The organism is Knoellia altitudinis (assembly GCF_042666355.1).
GTDB classification, from domain to species: Bacteria; Actinomycetota; Actinomycetes; order Actinomycetales; family Dermatophilaceae; genus Knoellia; species Knoellia altitudinis.
Genome location: NZ_JBHTDK010000001.1, coordinates 1,528,411 through 1,544,380, shown reverse-complemented (window position 1 = coordinate 1,544,380; position 15,970 = coordinate 1,528,411). Strand labels below are relative to the sequence as shown.

Genomic DNA, 15,970 nt, shown 5'->3' with positions numbered 1-15,970 from the left:
TTGCTCCGGATGTCCGGCATTCGCAAGACCTTCGGGCCGGTCGTGGCTCTCGACGGCGTCGACTTCACCGTCGCCGACCGCGAGATCCACGGCCTGCTCGGCGGCAACGGCGCAGGCAAGACGACGCTCATGAACGTCCTCTACGGCCTCTATGCGCCCGACGCCGGGTCGATGGAGATCGACGGACGCCCCGTCACGATCGCCTCGCCCAAGGACGCGATCACGGCGGGCATCGGCATGGTCCACCAGAACTTCCTGCAGGTGGACGTCTTCACGGTGACCGAGAACATCGTCCTCGGCACCGACTCGACCAAGCTCAAGGCAGCAGACGGGTCCGTCCAGACACCGGCCCAGCGGATCGCGGAGCTGTCCGAGCGCTTCGGCCTCACCGTCGACCCGGGCGCCCGCGTCGCCGACCTGCCCGTCGGGGTGCGTCAGCGCGTCGAGATCCTCAAGGCGCTCTATCGCGGTGCCAAGATCCTCGTGCTCGACGAGCCGACCACCAACCTCACCCCGCAGGAGGTCGACGACCTGTTCTCGTCGATGCGGGCCATCGTCGACGACGGCATGTCGGTCGTCCTCATCACCCACAAGATCCGGGAGACGATGGAGGTCTGCGACCGGATGACGGTCATGCGCGACGGCCGGTGGATCACCACCGTCGACAAGACCGAGACGAGCGCCGACGACCTCGCGGCGACGATGATCGGCGAGGTTGCCGGCAGTGATGCCGACGCGGCCGCGCTGGCGCGGGCCGCCCAGGTCGCCCTCGGCGAAGAGGAGCTTGGCGAGGCCTCCCTCGAGGTCGCGCGCAAGGGTGCGGCCGCGGACGAAGTGACCGGTTTCCCTGCCCGGGTCACCGTCCGCGGTCTCACCGTCGCCGGGAGCGGAGGGAAGCCTCTCGTCGATGACGTCTCGCTCTCGCTTCGCGCCGGTGAGATCCTCGGCATCGCCGGGGTCGCCGGAAACGGACAGGGCGAGCTCGCCGAAGCACTCACCGGGATCCGTTCTGCCACAGGCTCGCTCACCGTCGACGACGTCGAGCTCGTCGGCCGTCCCACCGCGACCTGGCTGCGCAGCGGCGTGGTCTACGTCCCCGAGGACCGGCAGCGCGACGGCATACTCCCCGGTGCCGGGATCACCGAGAACCTCGTCCTCGGGTCGCACCGCGCCCGGTCGAAGGCCGGCCTCATCAACTGGCGCGCCGCTCGCGCCGAAGCCGTCGCCGCGATCAAGGAGTTCAACGTCAAGACGCCCAGCGCGGCGACCGCGTGTGGGCAGCTGTCCGGGGGCAACATCCAGCGCGTCATCCTCGCGCGGGCCTTCGCCCACGACCCCAAGCTGCTCCTGCTGCACAACCCCACCCGCGGTCTCGACATCCGCTCCACCCAGTTCGTCTACGACCGGGTGCGACGGGCGGCCGCGGGGGGCTGCGTCGTCATCGTCATCTCCGAGGACCTCGACGAGGTGCTCGCGCTGTCCGACCGCGTGACCGTGGCCTACTCGGGCCAGCTCGTCGGCGAGTTCGCGCGGGGTGAGGCCAACCCCTACGACCTCGGCCGCCTCATGACGGGGGTGGGCGCGTGAGCACCGACGTCACCGATCGCGGCGACGCGACCGAGGTGACCGACGTCGCTGTCGCCCCGCCGCTGGGACAACGAGCCAGATCCATCGCGTATGCCGCCGTCCCCTACGTCATTGCCGTGCTCGCTGCGTTCGTGGTCGTCGGAGTGCTCATCGCGCTCCTGGGGCACGACCCGGCCAAGGCGTTCCGGGCGGTGCTCACCAACTCGTTCCGCAACGAGACCGGCATGGTCCAGACGCTCCACAAGTGGGCGCCCCTGACCCTGCTCTCACTGGCCTTCGCCATCCCGCTCGGCGCCGGACGGTTCAACATCGGTGGCGAGGGGCAGATGATCCTCGGCTCCGTAGGGGCGGCCGCTGTCGGCATCACGATGTCGGACCTGCCGCTCGTCGTCCTGCTTCCGCTCGTCATCGTGGCCGGGGTCCTCGCGGGAGCCGTGTGGGCGGCCATCTCGGCCTGGCTGATGGAGTCGTTCCACATCAACGAGATCCTCTCGACGGTGCTGCTCAACTTCGTGTCGTTCGAGGTGCTCGACTACATCGCGTCGGTCGTCTGGTCCGACCCGGGTGCCGGCGGCGCCGTGACCCTGCCCGTCGGCGAGGGCGCCGTGCTCCCCGGCATCGGACGCCCTCCCATGCACACGGGCGTGCTCATCGTCGTGCTCGTCTCCGTTGTCGCCGCCGTCATGGCCAAGCGCAGCGTGGCGGGCTTCGAGCTGCGGGCAGTGGGTCTCAACGAGCGCGCGTCCAAGCTCCACGGAATCCGCACCGGTCGCGTCGCGGTGACGTCGATGGTCGTGGCCGGCGCCCTTGCCGGTCTCGCCGGCGCGATCGAGGTCGCCGGGGTGCACCAGCGCACCCTCGAGGGCATCCAGTCCAACTTCCTCCTGCTCGGCATCATCATCGGACTCATTGCGCGTGGCTCCCTCACGGCCGTCCCGTTCGTCGCGTTCGGCATCGCCGTCCTCGAGGTCGGTGCCGGGTCGATGCAGCGCGTCTCCGGCGCACCGGTCGAGATCGTCCTCATCCTCGAGGGCCTCATCCTGCTCTTCCTGCTCATGTCCGACGTCGCAACCGAACGCCTGCGACGAGCCCGGGCCAGTCGCTCGGCCCGCCGGGTCAGCGCCGATGCCGGTCCCACCGCGACGACTGGAGCGGCAGCATGACCGAGTTCCTCACCCTCACCGTCACCGCGATGGTCCCGTTCCTCTTCGTCGCGCAGGGCACGATGCTCAGCGGACGTGCGGGCGTCTTCAACGTGGCCCAGGAGGGCCTCATGCTCCTCGGTGCGGCCGTGGGCTACGTCGTCTCGCTCAAGGCGGGCGGCAACCTCGTCGGCCTCGTGGTCGCTGCCCTCGCGGGGGCGGCCGTCGGGTTCGTCCTCTCGTGGGCCACGACCTCGCTGCGGCTCGACCAGTTCGTCGTCGGGCTGGCGCTCTTCTTCCTGGCCGGCGGCACTGCGTCCCTGCTCTACCGCGTCGTCATCGGCGACGACGAGCCACCGCGGATCGCCCCCCTCCCCGACCTCGTCCTCGGCCAGGACGCACTCGTCTTCGTGGCGATCGGGCTGTCAATCTTCCTCTGGTGGTGGCTCTACAAGACCGACGCCGGTATGCGGCTGCGTTCCGTGGGTGAGAACCCCAAGGCTGCCGACTCTCTCGGCATCAACGTCAACCGCACACGCATGTGGGCCGGCACGGTCGGCGCCGCCCTCATGGCCGTCGGCGGCGCCTACCTGCCGATGGTGTTCTCCGGGGTGTATGCCGACGGCATCGTCGCCGGGCGCGGCTGGCTGGCCATCGCCCTGGCCTTCTTCGGTGGCTGGCGGCCACAGTTCATCCTCGCCGGGGCGGCCTTCTTCGCCGGCATGGAGGTGCTTGCCCAACGCGCTCAGGTCAGTGGCATCGGCATCCCGCACCAGTTCGTCGCGATGCTCCCCTACGTCGCCACCCTGCTCGTCATGGGCTTCGCCTTCAGGTGGGCGCTCGTGCCCCAGTTCCTGGGCAAGAACTACGACCGCGAGTCGCGCATCGTCGGCTGACTCCAGGAGCTGGGGCGGACCGGCTCAGCCCAGGGCGGCGTCGGTCAGCTGGTCGGCCACCTTGGCGAAGAAGTCCTGCATCTCGCCCTCGCGATAGCTCGCCGACAGCTCGGCCGCGGCCAGCGCGCCACCGAGGAGGGTCTCGGGGATCGCCTGCTCGCGCAGGTGGGCGTCACGAGCCGGCGGTGACGGCTGGGGCCAGCGCCGCGGCCAACCCGTCCCGCACCAGTCCTCGATGTCCGCCATGAACGCCTCACGGGCGTCACCGTCGCGGCCACCGATGACGATGATGCCGCGCGCCATCACCTGGAGCAGCAGCCGTCCGGCGTCGACCGGCGGGAGTGGCTGGGGGTTGAGGGCCACGGGGCTGATGCGGTCGCGAAGCCCGCGGGGCCCGCCACCGGCGAGCTCCCAGATCCTGTCGTCGAAGTGCGCCAGGTACTCGAGGCGGTCCGACGACGAGCTGATGCGGGCACGAGCGATCACCCTGACGGCGTCATGTGCAGTGGGCATGCTTCCTCCTGCGAGTCATGGCGTCCGGGTCCGGACGTCACTCTGGAGGAGGTCGCATGCGCGGTCCAGATACCGCGCCGCGTCAGTCGCGTGTGGGCAGGCGCTCGTCCAGCCACGCGAGCACGTCGGCGGTGACCTCGTCACTGTTGGTCTCGTTGAGAAGCTCGTGGCGAGCCTCGGGATAGATCGTCGTGGTGACGTCGGTGACGCCGGCCTGGCGGTACTTGTCGCCGACCTCGCGCGGACCCTTGCCTTCGTCGCCCACGGGGTCGAGCTCGCCCGACATCAGGAGGATGGGCAGGTCCCGGGGGACGGCGGCGAACGCACCTCTGCCGTTGACCTGCTGGACCCCACCGAGCAGGTCTGCATAGAAGGCAGCCGTGAACACGTTGCCGCACAAGGGGTCTGCGACGTACTTGTCGACCTCGGCCTCGTCCCGCGACAGCCAGTCGAAGTCGGTGCGGTTGGGCTTGAACCTCGTGTTGTACTGGCCGAAGGTCAAGGTGTTCATGAGGCCGGACGGGTGGCGTCGCCCACGGAGCCGAGCCTGGACGGCAGCCAGCCGCTTGCCGACGGAGGCCAGGGGACCGGGGTCGCCCGCGGTGCCACTGAGGACGAGGGCTGCCAGCCGCGCGCCGTGCTGGGCGGCATACGCGCGGCTGAGGAACGACCCCATGCTGTGCCCGAAGAGGACGAGCGGCACGCCGGGGTGCTCGGCCTGGGCGAACTCGCTCACCGAGCTCAGGTCGCTGACGGCCGTCATGAACCCGTCGCGGTCGGCGAAGTAGCCGTGGTCGGCAGCCGAGGCCGTCTGGCCGTGACCGCGGTGGTCGTTGGCGTAGACCGCGTAGCCGGCGCCCGTCAGCGCCACCGCGAACCGCTCGTAGCGCGCGGCGTGCTCGGCCATCCCGTGCACGACCTGCACGACGCCGCGTGGCGGCCTGTCCGGCAGCCACCGGTGGGCGTGCAGCGGGGTACCGTCCTGGGCGCTGACGGCCAGGGTGCTCGACTCCATTGAAGGCTCCTGTGAGTGAGGCGGGTTCGCGGGGCCGACGCTACCCGTCGGTTCTGGTCGCAGGGCCGGGATGTGAGGAGTCCGGCCGTCAGGCGAGGCGCGTGAGGTCGCCCCAGGACTGGCTCCACGGCCGCACGAGTCCGCGACAGAGGCGCACCGGGGCGCCGTCCTCCTCGTTGTCGATGTCGGCGGGTGACTCGAGCCGGGCAGTGATCGTGCACGTCTCGAACGTCGACGCCAGCTCGGGCTCGGGCCAGAATCCGATGACGATCGCCGTCGTCGCCACGGGGGGAGGTGGCCCCCACTCCGCGTAGCCGTTGTGTCCGGAGTAGGCCGGCGGCAGCAGCTCGCGATCGGCGTCGCTCTGCCGCCGCGCCAGGCTGATCGCGCCGGCCTCACCGTAGTTGCGGGCGAGGACGATGGCGTTCCCACGGTCCGGGAGCGCTCGGCTCACCTCGCGGATCGTGTCGACGTATGCCGGCCAGCCCACCGTCTCGCCCGTGTCCGGGTTGACCGCGGTCGCCACCTCGAACACCGGCGAGCCCGGCGGCGCGAGAGGCAGCGAGAAGAACGCGGTCGGGATGGACACGACGGCGAGGGCCACGGCTGCAAGGCGGGTGCGGTGGCGCGCGTCGAGCCAGTCGAGGGCGGGCATGACTCCGGCCGCGAGGACAGCAGGGAAGAAGCCGGCCGGGTAGTAGGCCTTACCACCGGAGACGACGACGAAGGCGAGGAACACGGCATACGCGATCGTCAGCCACCGAAGGTGCGGCCGCCTCCAGAGATGGACCAGTCCGAGCACGAAGGGGATCGAGACGAACGGCCCCACCATGAGGAACGACAGCGGGATGACGGTCGCGCGCTCGGCCGACGAGGTCGATCCGCCGGCCGCGACACTTGCCGCGACCTCGTTCATGGGCCAGCCGTGAGACGCCTGCCAGAGGAGGAACGGTGCTGCCAGGAGCACTGCGAGGGCGGCGGCCAACCACGGACCGGGTGCGAGCAGGGCCCGACGTCGCCCGGTGACCACGATGCCAACGGCGCAGGCCGCGAGCACCGTGAGGACGAGAACCTTGACCTCGGCCGTGATGCCCGCGGCGAGCCCGACGAGGAGCCAGGAGGAGAGTCGCGGGTTCTGGAGGGCGCGGATGAGCAGCCAGATCGTGGTGGCCGTGCCGAGCAGGTCGAACGTCGTCGTCGAGAACAGGTGTCCGGTGCCGGGGACGATCGAGGTGACGGCCGTGACGACGGCGGCCGCGACCTGGTGACGGTTGCTGCCGCCGAGCTCGCGGCAGGTGAGTGACGCGATGACCGTCGTGAGCGCGGCGGCGACGGCCGGGAGGATGCGGAAGGCCCACAGGTGCCCGCCGACGACGGCGTGCCAGGCCGCGGCGAGGATCGGGACGAGGACCGGCTGGTCGGGTTGCCCGGGGGCGAGGTGATGCCCGGCCTCGATGAAGTAGAGCTCGTCGCGGTGGTATCCGTAGCGGCCGCCCACGGCGACGAGGACCACGCCCAGCACCAGGGCCGTGACGAACGCACCCCGCGGGACTCTCACCAGCTCATGCTGGCAGGTCCCTCCGTCCCTTCGTCACCCAATGGGGCGGTTGGGCACGCAATGACACAGGTATGCCGTCCGCGCCGGGTCCCACGCTCTGCGTGGGTGTGCGCGGACGGCATGCCGAAGGGTTCGTGCTGGGGTCAGCCGCGGTAGCCGCGGGACTGCGACGAGAAGGTCGCTGCGCCGCCACCACTGCGACCACCGGACTGGCCGCCGGAGCGACGGGGCCCGCCGGAACGCTGACCGCCGGTTGCACCCTGGCCGCCACCGGTGGACGAGCCACCGCGTGCGGCACCAGAGCGAGGGGCACCGGAGCGAGGGCCGCCGGTGCGGGGGGCGCCTGAGCGACCGCCACTGCGAGGGCCGCCGGAACGCTGACCGCCACCACCGCCGCTCCGCTGACCGCTGCCCTGGGTGGAGGCGCCGGGGACGATGAACGCGCCCGGGAAGGTGCGCTCGCCCGGAGCCAGCTCGGTGAGCAGCGGGTGGGTGGCGTTGACCTTGGTCGTGGTCGGCTTGATGCCGGCCTTGCGGGTGAGGTCGCGGACGTCGCGGATCTGGTCGTCCATCATCAGCGTCACGACGGTGCCCGAGTTGCCCGCGCGAGCGGTGCGACCGGATCGGTGCAGGTAGGCCTTGTGCTCGACCGGCGGGTCGGCGTGGATGACGAGGCTGACGTCGTCGACGTGGATGCCACGGGCGGCGATGTCGGTCGCGACGAGCGTGTGGGCCGTGCCGGCGTGGAACGCGTCCATGGTGCGGGTGCGGGCGTTCTGGCTGAGGTTGCCGTGCAGCTCGACCGCGGGAATGCCCTCGGCGTTGAGCTGGCGGGCGATCTTCTTGGCGCGGTGCTTGGTGCGGGTGAAGACCACCTTGCGGCCGGGGGCGGCGACGAGGTCGACGAGCACCTGCAGGTGGCCGTCGGAGGTGACGTGGAGGACGTGGTGGCTCATCGTCGAGATGGGCGACTGGGCCGAGTCGGCCTCGTGCGTCACCGGCGAGGAGAGGTAGCGCTTGACGAGGGTGTTGACCCCCGCGTCGAGCGTGGCCGAGAAGAGCATGCGCTGGCCCTGGCTCGGGGTGCGGTCGAGGATGCGCTTGACGACCGGGAGGAAGCCGAGGTCGGCCATGTGGTCGGCCTCGTCGAGGATCGTGATCTCAACGGCGTCGAGGTTGACGTGACCCTGGTTCATGAGGTCCTCGAGGCGACCCGGGCAGGCGACGACGACGTCGACACCGCGCGAGATGGCCGAGACCTGGGGGCCCTGGCCGACGCCACCGAAGACCGTCTTGGACGTGATGCCCAGCGGCTTGGCCAGCGGGGCGAGGGCCTCGTCGATCTGGGTGGCGAGCTCACGGGTCGGCGCAAGGATCAGCGCACGAGGGCGCTTCGGCTGGCGACGACGGCCGCCCTCGGCAGCGAGCCGCGCCAGCATCGGCAGGAGGAACGCGTAGGTCTTGCCCGAGCCGGTCCGGCCGCGTCCGAGGACGTCGCGCCCGGCGAGGCTGTCGGGGAGGGTCGCGGCCTGGATCGGCGTGGGCGACAGGATGTCGCGCTCGGCGAGGACGCGGACCAGGGCTTCGGGGACGCCGAGACGGCCGAAGCCGGCGGTGTCGTCGGCGGCGTTGTGGCCCGAGTTCTGGGCAGGGGTGTTGCGGGTGTCAGTGGACACGAAGGAAGACTCCAGAGAGTTCTGATGCAGTCGGTTCTGCCCGGCGCGTTCCGAGTCGCGACGAAGGACCAACATCAGTGTTGTCCCCGTCGATCTCTGAAGTCGCGGCGCATCGGCATCGACAGTGAGAAAGGAGAAGCAGATCCGAGGCAGAACAGTGCGGACCGCTGAGACGACTCTAGTGCCTCGGCGTGCAATCTCTTGCATCGCCCGGGCTGGCCACGGTGCGGAAGGCGGCGCGGAGCGCCGTGACGTTGACCCTAGTATTGCGCCGTGGCAATGAGGCTGGTGGCGGGCGTCGACGTCGGGGGAACCCGCGTCAAGTCGATGCTGTGCGACTTCGACGGCTCAGTTGTGTTGTCCCACACCGCTTCCACACCCGAGCGGCCCGGCGACGGCATCGTCGACGTCATCACCGACACGGTGTCGGCGCTCCTCGAGCTGGCGCGGGCCGACGGCGTCGACGGAGCCCTCACTGCCATGGGTGCGGTCGTGCCGGGGCTCGTCGACGAAGCGACCGGCTCGGCCACGTGGTCGGCCAACCTGGGCTGGCGTGACCTTCCGCTGCGACAACGACTTCAGGACCGCTTCGACGTGCCGGTGGCCATGGGGCACGACGTCAGGGCGGGCCTGCTCGCAGAGTTCCACCTCGGCGCCGCGATGGGTGCACCGGACGCCCTCTTCGTCCCCTTGGGCACGGGTATCGCGAGCGCGCTCCTCGCCTCCGGGCGCGTCGTGGCCGGGTCGGAGTGGACCGGCGAGATCGGCCACGTCATCGTCGAGCCCGACGGGCCGCTGTGCGGCTGTGGACGTCATGGCTGCCTCGAGGCCGTCGCCAGCGCCGCAGCCCTGGGGCGGGCCTGGCGCGAGCTGGGGCGCGACGGTGACGCCGAGATCCTGAGCCGCGCCGTCGACGCCGGAGACCCCGAGGCCATCCGCATCTGGCAGGGCGCGATCGACGCCCTCGTCCGGGTCATCGGTCCGGTCTGTGCGGCCGCCGGAACTCGCCTCGTCCTCATCGGGGGCGGCCTTGCGCTGTCCGGTGCCACCTTGCTGGACCCGCTGCGCGACAGGCTGGTCCACGCCATCGGCCATGAACGCGTCACCGTCACCCAGGCCGCCCTCGGCGACCGGGCCGGTGCCCTCGGAGCAACCCTTCTCGCCATGGAGGCGGCCACGTGATCTTCACCCTGACCCCCAATCCGGCCATTGACATCACGTATGCCGTGCCGAGACTTCACGTCGGAGAGAGCCACCGCGTCTCGGTCACCGGCACCCACGCCGGGGGCAAGGGCCTCAACGTGGCCGGGGTACTGGCCTGCATGAGTGTCGAGCACGTCGCCATCGCGCCCGTGGGCGAACGCCACCGCGGGTTCTTCGCAGAGGACGCCGCCCAGCGTGGGGTGCGCCTGCGGGTCGTCGACTCGCCCGTGACCACGCGGCGATCGGTGGCCGTCTTCGGCGCGGACGGGCTCGCGACCGTCCTCAACGAGCAAGGGGCCTCCCAGCCCCAGCAGGTCTGGGACGAGCTGACCGCAACGGTGCGCAGCAGCTGCCGCCCGGGCGATGTCCTCACCATCTCGGGCAGCCTGCCGCCGTCCACTCCGGACGACGCGATCGTCGAGCTGTGCACTGCGGCTGCCGGAGCCGGGGCCGAGCTCGTCGTCGACGGACGGGGCCGGTGGGTGAGCGAGGTCCTGGCCGCGACACCGGCCTTCGTGAAGCCGAACGCCTCGGAGGCCGCGTCCATGACCGGCATCGACGACCCGACCGAGGCGGCGCACGCCCTGGTCGCCGAGGGAGCCTGGGCGGCACTGGTCTCGCGCGGGGCCGACGGGCTCATCCTCGTGACGGCGACCGGGCGGGTCATCGAGGCCCGACCCCGCACGCCTGAGGCGGGCAACGCGACGGGGGCCGGCGATGCCCTCACCGCCGCCATCTCGGCCGGACTCGACGGCACGCCGCGCGACGAGGTCGACTGGCCCGAGGTGCTGCGTGTGGGCGTCGCCTGGTCGGCAGCAGCCGTGCGTCAGACGGTCGCGGGTGTCATCGACCGCGCCGACGTCGAGAGCCTGCTCGGCGACGTCGACATCACCGAGCTCGCCTGAGGGACTGGTGGCCCGCCAGGAGGCGGAGGAGGCGCTCGGCCTCGTCGGCGACGGCATCGCGCGCCGCACCGAGGTACTTGCGGGTGTCCACCGTCGCGGACTGCTCGAGCCGGGCCACCATCGCCTCGGTCCACACCTGGTTCAGGTGGGTCGCGATGTTGACCTTGGTCATCCCGGCGGCCACGGCCGACACCAGTCCGTCGTCGGGCACCCCGCTCGACCCGTGCAGCACGAGCGGCACCGGCACCCGGGCCGCGATGGCAGCGATGAGGTCGGTGTCGAGGACGGCGACGCGCTCGGTCATCGCGTGTGAGGAGCCCACGGCGACAGCGAGTGCGTCCACGCCGGTGTCGGCCACGAACCGCGCGGCATCGCCCGGGTCGGTCCGCACTCCCGGGGCGTGAACCCCGTCCTTGCCGCCGACCTCCCCGAGCTCGGCCTCGACACTGATGCCGGCCGCGTGACACTGCTGGACGACGCGGCGCGTCGTCTCGCGGTTGGCGTCGTCCGAGAGCTTGGACCCGTCGAACATCACCGACGTGAGCCCGAGCCGGACGGCCTCGTCGACGAGGGCGACGTCCTCGGCGTGGTCGAGGTGCACCACGACGGGCTGCGAGCAGGCCCGCGCGATCGCCAGGGTCGCGGCCGCGATGGGGGCCAGCGAACCGTGGTAGCGCACGCAGTTCTCACTGATCTGCATGACGACCGGCAGCGAGGAGCGCTCTGCCGCAACGGCATACGCCTCGGCATGTTCGATCTGGATGATGTTGAAGGCGGCGAGGGCGCGGCCGGCCACCCGCGCCTCCGCCAGGAGGGGAGTGAGTGGTGAGAGGGTCATCAGCCGACGGCGGCCGCGTCTTCGAGGATGATCGACCGGGTGAGGTTGCGCGGCTCGTCGGGGTTGATGCCGGCGGCGAGAGCACGCGCGAGGCAGAAGCGGTGAAGGCGCACGAGCTCGGCCATCGGGTCGATGTCACGGTGCTCGAAGTGCCCGCCGGTCGCGCGGACCTGCTCGGCGAGTCCCTCGGGCACGTCACCGATCGCCCAGGTCGCCCGACCCGGTGCCGCGATGCTGATCGGACCGTGGCGGTACTCCATCGCCGGGTAGGCCTCGGCCCAGAACTGCACGGACTCGCGGAGCTTGAGGGCGGCCTCGTTGGCGAGCCCGTTGGTCCAGCCCCGCCCGAGGAAGCTCACCTGCTCGACGTCGAGAAGACCGGCGTATGCCGTGGAGTCCGGCTCGGCGAGCACCTCGCGTGCGTCGCTGATCGCCTGGTCGAGCGACTCGCCGAGAGAGGCGCGGAGCAGGGCGAGCACGGTGGTGGCGAAGCGGGTCTGCACGACCGACTGCTCGTCGACCTCGGGCAGGAGGATCGTCGACTCGGCAGCGTCGGCGACGGCGGTCCCCGCGGTGGCGACCAGGGCGACGTGGGGCGTGCCGGCGGCCTTGAGCTCCTCGACGACCTCGATGACCTCGGTGGTCGTGCCCGAGCGGGTGATGACGACGACCCGGTCGTAGCCGCGCGCCAGCTGGTGCTCGCTCGCGGCGAACGCGTCGGTGACGCCCTGTCCCAGGGACTCGCGCAGGACGGCATACGCCTGACCCATGAACCATGAGGTGCCGCAGCCGATGGTCGCGACGCGCTCACCCGCCCGGGGCAGCACATCGGCCACCTCGGGCAGTCGCGTGACCACCGCGGCCCAGTTGTCGGGTTGGGTGGCGATCTCCTGCTCGAGAAACGTCATGGAATGTCCTCACGTCAGATAGGGGTGCGCGAAACTGCTTGAGTCCTAGCGTAAGTGTGCAAAGTCATGCACCACAACCCCACGTGAATGCGTGAAGTGCGCGCTACAGTCCAGCCATGTCCTCGCGCACTGCAGCGGTCGGCGATGCACCCCGCCAACGAGCCTCTCGCCTGTCGGCCATTCTCGACCTGCTCGCCACCGAAGGACGCCTCAGCGTCACCGACGCGGCTGCCCAGCTCACCGTGTCCGAGGCCACGATCCGGCGCGACTTCGCCGAGCTCGCCCGCCGTCAGCTCGTCACCCGCAACCACGGTGGCGTGGTCGCGACGTCCGTCGCCTATGAGCTGCCCTTCCGCTATCGCACGAGCCAGAACGACTCCGACCTCGACCGCATCGCCGCAGCCGCGGTGGCGCTGGTGGAGCCCGGCGCCGTTGTGGCGATGAACGGTGGGACGACGACGACGACGGTCGCCCGCAGCCTCACGGCGCGTGAGGACCTCAGCTCGCGCGGCCTCACCCTGGTCACGAGTGCCCTCAACATCGCGGTCGAGGCCGTCCTGCGCCCCCACGTCCGCTGCGTCTGCCTCGGCGGCATCCCACGGCCCGAGTCCTACGAGGTCACCGGACCCCTGGCCACCGCCGGCCTGAGCCAGCTGTGGATCGACGTTGCCATCCTCGGCGTCAACGGCCTGTCCGCGCGGGAGGGCGCGACCTGCCACCACGAGGACGAGGCGGCTGTCTCCCGGCTCATGGTCGAGCGCGCGCGCGACGTCATCGTCGTGGCGGCCGAGTCCAAGCTCGGTGAGCGCGCCTTCACCGAGATCTGCGACGCCGCGCAGATCACCCACATCGTCACGACCGCCGATGCCAAGGACCCGCGGGTGGCCGAGCTGCGCGAGAGCGGTGCCACCATCCACTGCGTCTGAGGTGCGTCGCGTCGTGAAGGTGCGTCGCCGGGAGAACCGTGGGCTGCGGCTAGGGTCGGTGCATGACTGAGCAGACCTTGTCCGACTTCTCCGCGACCACCCTCGAGGGGCAGCCGCAGGACCTGAGCGACTACGCCGGCCAGGTCGTGCTCGTCGTCAACACCGCGTCGGAGTGTGGTTTCACCCCACAGTTCGAAGGGCTCGAGCAGCTCTGGCAGGCGCACAAGGACCAAGGACTCGTCGTCCTCGGCTTCCCGTGCAACCAGTTCGGCGGCCAGGAGCCGGGTGAGGCGGCCGACATCGGCGCCTTCTGCCAGCGCAACTACGGCGTGAGCTTCCCGATGTTCGACAAGGTCGAGGTCAACGGCGACGACGCCCACCCCCTCTTCGAATGGCTGCGTCACGAGAAGGGTGGCCTCCTCGGCAGCAAGATCAAGTGGAACTTCACCAAGTTCCTCGTCGGTCGTGACGGCCAGGTCATCAAGCGCTACGGGTCCACCACCAAGCCCGAGTCCCTCACGGCCGACATCGAGAAGGCCCTCGCGGCGAGCTGATCCGCGGCACCTCGCAGCCGAGTCCTAGGCTGAGGAGCATGGCCACTCCTCCTCTTGTCGACCTGCACTGCCACGGCGCCCTGGGGCACGAGTTCGGGCGCGACACGGACGGTTCGTCGAGAGCTGCCGCGCACCACCGGGCGGGGGGTGTCGGCACCCTCGTGGCCTCACTCGTGTCGGGCCGACCCGACACCCTCATCGGTCAGGTCGCGACCTTGGCGCCCCTCGTGGCCTCGGGTGAGCTTGCCGGCATCCACCTCGAAGGACCGTTCCTCTCCGAGGAGCGCCGGGGAGCGCACGACCCCTCGGTCCTCACCGACCCGGATCTCGCCCTGGTCGAGTCACTCGTGGCTACCTGCGCCGAGGCCGGTGCCCCGAACGCGTTGGTGCAGTGGACCTTTGCTCCTGAGCGGACCGGCTCCGGTGAGCTGGTCGCGGCACTCGCGCGACACGGCATACTCCCCGCTGTCGGCCACACGGACGCTTCCGCCGAGGTGGTGACGTCGATGCTCGCGTCGATCGCGGACACGTGCGGTCGTCCGCCGCTCGTCACGCATCTCTTCAACGGTATGCCGCCCTTCCACCACCGTGCCGGTGGTCCCGTTGCCGCTGCCCTGGCCGCGGCGGGCCGGGGAGAGTGCGTCGTCGAGCTCATCGCCGATGGAGTGCACCTGTCGGCCGACGTCGTGCGGATGGTCTTCGAAACCGTTGGGCCGCAGCACATTGCGCTCGTGTCCGACGCCATGGCGGCGACGGGTCTCGGCGACGGGGCCTACACGATCGGCACGCTCGAGGTCGAGGTGGCCGACGGTGTGGCGCGGCTCGCTGACGGAGGTTCGGGCCGAGGGTCGATCGCCGGCTCGACGTCGACCCTGGCCGACTGCGTCCGCTGGGCCGTCGAGGTCGCGGGGCTGCCCGAGGCCGACGTCCTCACCGCCGCGACGACGACTCCGGCGTCGATCCTGGCCTCCTGAGGTCTTGCGCTGGCTCGAGTGAGGCGCTGCCCCGACTCAGCCGGGACCGACGCCGTGCTCTGCGAGCCACGCGTCGGCTCGCCGCCGTGACGCCTGGGCGAGCCACGCCTCCTGGACCAGCTCGACGATCTCGTCGCGCGACACGTCACCGAGCCGGCTGGCGCGCACGAGCACGGACGGGTGTCCGTCGAAGTGCGACGTCGTGAAGAAGGGGCCGTCAGCGTCCTGGACGAGCGCCTGCTTGTCACCCTCGCCGCCGACCCAGATGACGATGACGTCGTCGTAGGGCTCACCCGTCACGGGGTCGAGTGCGTCCTTGCGGGGGTTGCGGAAGAAGACGAAGGACTTGCCGCCCACCTGGTAGACGGGGTTGTCCCTGGCCCATTCGACCCTGACGTGAGGCATCGCCAGGGCGGCCTCGTGCACGTCATCCGCGGTGGCCGGGCGGGACTTCTGGGTCATGACCCGAGTCTGGCACCCGGGCGGGAACAGCCGGGGTCAGGCGGCGGGGTCAGGCGGGGGTGAGGATGCGCAGCGACGACTCGATCGCGACCTCGTTCCACGCGCTCGCACCGCTGATCATGTAGTGGCCGCGTGGGCCCATGTCCACGAGCTCCGCGTGCTCGGCCACCGAGCGGGCCCGCTCGACGAACAGCTGTGTCTGGGCGAACGACGTGAGCCGGTCACGTCGTCCATGGGCTGCGATGAGGGATCGCCCGGCGAGGGTCTTCACGGGTTCCGACCTCGACCACCACGGTGCCAGCCCGACCACACCCACGACCGACGGGTCGTCGGCGACGTGGACAGCGACCCGTGCGCCCATCGAGTGCCCCAGCAGGATGACCGGCCGGTCGCCGTGCGCGGCTCGCACCTCGGCGAGCGCCCAGCGGGTGTCGGAGAGGCGGTCGGCACCGCCGTTCCATCCGCGCTGGCGATAGCGCAACAGCCACACGTCGGCGCCACCAGCGTGGGCCCGTCCGGCGATCGCACGTGCCATCCAGGCCGTGCGCTGCCACGACGCGCTGCGGTCGTCGACGATCTCGCGCGAGCTCGGCTTGCCGCCGTGGAGCATGAGGATGGTCGCGCTCGAGGTATCAGGTGCGTCGAGACGCATCAGCGAGGGTGCTTCGGTGGCCACGGATCCTCTTCGGAGTCGGGACGGTGGGCGGATGGGTCGCCAAGGACTTGGCACTCCTGAGGTTGAACGAACAGCCCTGCGTTTTGATTGCCTGAGACTTCTGGGCCACGCTGAGCGCGCGGGTTCCGTAATGGCCC

The 15,970-nt window shown here is 70.8% G+C and carries 16 protein-coding genes; 8 read left to right on the top strand and 8 right to left on the bottom strand.

Annotated features, from left to right (window positions below; all coding sequences use genetic code 11):
- Positions 1–9: 9 nt before the first annotated feature.
- Genes ACFQW8_RS07280 through ACFQW8_RS07270 form a run of 3 tightly spaced genes read left to right on the top strand, consistent with a single transcriptional unit; the run spans position 10 to position 3,625 of the window.
- A complete protein-coding gene (locus tag ACFQW8_RS07280) occupies positions 10–1,587 on the top strand; it encodes an ABC transporter ATP-binding protein (RefSeq protein WP_380086314.1) in 1,578 nt (525 codons plus the stop codon).
- Entirely contained in the window at positions 1,584–2,750 is a 1,167-nt protein-coding gene (locus ACFQW8_RS07275) for an ABC transporter permease (protein ID WP_380086313.1), read from the top strand. Before ACFQW8_RS07280 ends, ACFQW8_RS07275 begins: the two co-directional genes overlap by 4 nt.
- Positions 2,747–3,625 (top strand): ABC transporter permease, encoded by an 879-nt coding sequence (locus ACFQW8_RS07270; protein ID WP_380086312.1) that lies wholly within the window; start codon positions 2,747–2,749, stop codon positions 3,623–3,625. The genes ACFQW8_RS07275 and ACFQW8_RS07270 overlap by 4 nt, the downstream gene beginning before the upstream one ends.
- Before the next feature lie 24 nt (positions 3,626–3,649).
- Here the strand turns inward: ACFQW8_RS07270 and ACFQW8_RS07265 are convergent, their stop codons facing one another.
- The 4 genes from ACFQW8_RS07265 to ACFQW8_RS07250 form a co-directional block, all read right to left on the bottom strand.
- Positions 3,650–4,138, bottom strand: coding sequence for a hypothetical protein (locus tag ACFQW8_RS07265; RefSeq protein ID WP_380086311.1), 489 nt, complete (start codon positions 4,136–4,138; stop codon positions 3,650–3,652).
- Positions 4,139–4,220: 82 nt separating this feature from the next.
- Positions 4,221–5,153 (bottom strand): alpha/beta hydrolase, encoded by a 933-nt coding sequence (locus ACFQW8_RS07260; protein WP_380086310.1) that lies wholly within the window; start codon positions 5,151–5,153, stop codon positions 4,221–4,223.
- A gap of 88 nt (positions 5,154–5,241) precedes the next feature.
- On the bottom strand, positions 5,242–6,711 hold the full coding sequence (locus ACFQW8_RS07255) for a glycosyltransferase family 39 protein (protein ID WP_380086309.1): 1,470 nt from the start codon (positions 6,709–6,711) through the stop codon (positions 5,242–5,244).
- A gap of 143 nt (positions 6,712–6,854) precedes the next feature.
- Positions 6,855–8,387, bottom strand: a complete 1,533-nt coding sequence (locus tag ACFQW8_RS07250; protein WP_380086308.1) for a DEAD/DEAH box helicase — start codon at positions 8,385–8,387, stop codon at positions 6,855–6,857.
- Between the two features lie 279 nt (positions 8,388–8,666).
- Between ACFQW8_RS07250 and ACFQW8_RS07245 the strand changes: the two genes are divergently transcribed.
- Together ACFQW8_RS07245 and ACFQW8_RS07240 are read left to right on the top strand one after the other, a co-directional pair.
- Positions 8,667–9,569, top strand: a complete 903-nt coding sequence (locus ACFQW8_RS07245; protein WP_380088620.1) for an ROK family protein — start codon at positions 8,667–8,669, stop codon at positions 9,567–9,569.
- Positions 9,566–10,495 carry a 1-phosphofructokinase family hexose kinase gene (locus tag ACFQW8_RS07240; RefSeq protein ID WP_380086307.1) on the top strand — a complete coding sequence of 310 codons (930 nt, stop codon included), beginning with the start codon at positions 9,566–9,568 and terminating at the stop codon, positions 10,493–10,495. The genes ACFQW8_RS07245 and ACFQW8_RS07240 overlap by 4 nt, the downstream gene beginning before the upstream one ends.
- Here ACFQW8_RS07240 and ACFQW8_RS07235 read toward each other — a convergent pair.
- Positions 10,479–11,333 (bottom strand): class II fructose-bisphosphate aldolase, encoded by an 855-nt coding sequence (locus ACFQW8_RS07235; RefSeq protein ID WP_380086306.1) that lies wholly within the window; start codon positions 11,331–11,333, stop codon positions 10,479–10,481. The genes ACFQW8_RS07240 and ACFQW8_RS07235 overlap by 17 nt on opposite strands.
- A complete protein-coding gene (locus tag ACFQW8_RS07230; protein WP_380086305.1) occupies positions 11,333–12,241 on the bottom strand; it encodes an SIS domain-containing protein in 909 nt (302 codons plus the stop codon). Before ACFQW8_RS07230 ends, ACFQW8_RS07235 begins: the two co-directional genes overlap by 1 nt.
- A 116-nt stretch (positions 12,242–12,357) precedes the next feature.
- On the opposite strand from ACFQW8_RS07230, the gene ACFQW8_RS07225 reads away from it, so the two are divergent.
- From ACFQW8_RS07225 to ACFQW8_RS07215, 3 genes are all read left to right on the top strand, one after another.
- On the top strand, positions 12,358–13,167 hold the full coding sequence (locus tag ACFQW8_RS07225; RefSeq protein ID WP_380086304.1) for a DeoR/GlpR family DNA-binding transcription regulator: 810 nt from the start codon (positions 12,358–12,360) through the stop codon (positions 13,165–13,167).
- Positions 13,168–13,229: 62 nt separating this feature from the next.
- Complete coding sequence (locus ACFQW8_RS07220; protein ID WP_380086303.1) at positions 13,230–13,721, top strand: glutathione peroxidase; 492 nt, start codon at positions 13,230–13,232, stop codon at positions 13,719–13,721.
- Between the two features lie 38 nt (positions 13,722–13,759).
- The gene (locus tag ACFQW8_RS07215; protein ID WP_380086302.1) at positions 13,760–14,695 is read left to right on the top strand and encodes an N-acetylglucosamine-6-phosphate deacetylase; all 936 of its coding nucleotides are present in this window, start codon (positions 13,760–13,762) and stop codon (positions 14,693–14,695) included.
- 36 nt (positions 14,696–14,731) lie between these two features.
- Here the strand turns inward: ACFQW8_RS07215 and ACFQW8_RS07210 are convergent, their stop codons facing one another.
- Positions 14,732–15,157: an MmcQ/YjbR family DNA-binding protein gene (locus ACFQW8_RS07210; protein ID WP_380086301.1), complete on the bottom strand. Its 426-nt coding sequence runs from the start codon at positions 15,155–15,157 to the stop codon at positions 14,732–14,734.
- Between the two features lie 49 nt (positions 15,158–15,206).
- A complete protein-coding gene (locus ACFQW8_RS07205) occupies positions 15,207–15,833 on the bottom strand; it encodes an alpha/beta fold hydrolase (RefSeq protein ID WP_380086300.1) in 627 nt (208 codons plus the stop codon).
- Positions 15,834–15,970: the final 137 nt, after the last annotated feature.

Excerpts from the sequence above, each read along its gene's own strand:
- ACFQW8_RS07280 (WP_380086314.1), top strand. The coding sequence starts at position 10 with ATGTCCGGCATTCGCAAGACCTTCGGGCCGGTCGTGGCTCTCGACGGC.
- ACFQW8_RS07270 (WP_380086312.1), top strand. The coding sequence starts at position 2,747 with ATGACCGAGTTCCTCACCCTCACCGTCACCGCGATGGTCCCGTTCCTC.
- ACFQW8_RS07265 (WP_380086311.1), bottom strand. The coding sequence starts at position 4,138 with ATGCCCACTGCACATGACGCCGTCAGGGTGATCGCTCGTGCCCGCATC.
- ACFQW8_RS07260 (WP_380086310.1), bottom strand. The coding sequence starts at position 5,153 with ATGGAGTCGAGCACCCTGGCCGTCAGCGCCCAGGACGGTACCCCGCTG.
- ACFQW8_RS07245 (WP_380088620.1), top strand. The coding sequence starts at position 8,667 with ATGAGGCTGGTGGCGGGCGTCGACGTCGGGGGAACCCGCGTCAAGTCG.
- ACFQW8_RS07235 (WP_380086306.1), bottom strand. The coding sequence starts at position 11,333 with ATGACCCTCTCACCACTCACTCCCCTCCTGGCGGAGGCGCGGGTGGCC.
- ACFQW8_RS07230 (WP_380086305.1), bottom strand. The coding sequence starts at position 12,241 with ATGACGTTTCTCGAGCAGGAGATCGCCACCCAACCCGACAACTGGGCC.
- ACFQW8_RS07225 (WP_380086304.1), top strand. The coding sequence starts at position 12,358 with ATGTCCTCGCGCACTGCAGCGGTCGGCGATGCACCCCGCCAACGAGCC.
- ACFQW8_RS07220 (WP_380086303.1), top strand. The coding sequence starts at position 13,230 with ATGACTGAGCAGACCTTGTCCGACTTCTCCGCGACCACCCTCGAGGGG.
- ACFQW8_RS07215 (WP_380086302.1), top strand. The coding sequence starts at position 13,760 with ATGGCCACTCCTCCTCTTGTCGACCTGCACTGCCACGGCGCCCTGGGG.
- ACFQW8_RS07210 (WP_380086301.1), bottom strand. The coding sequence starts at position 15,157 with ATGACCCAGAAGTCCCGCCCGGCCACCGCGGATGACGTGCACGAGGCC.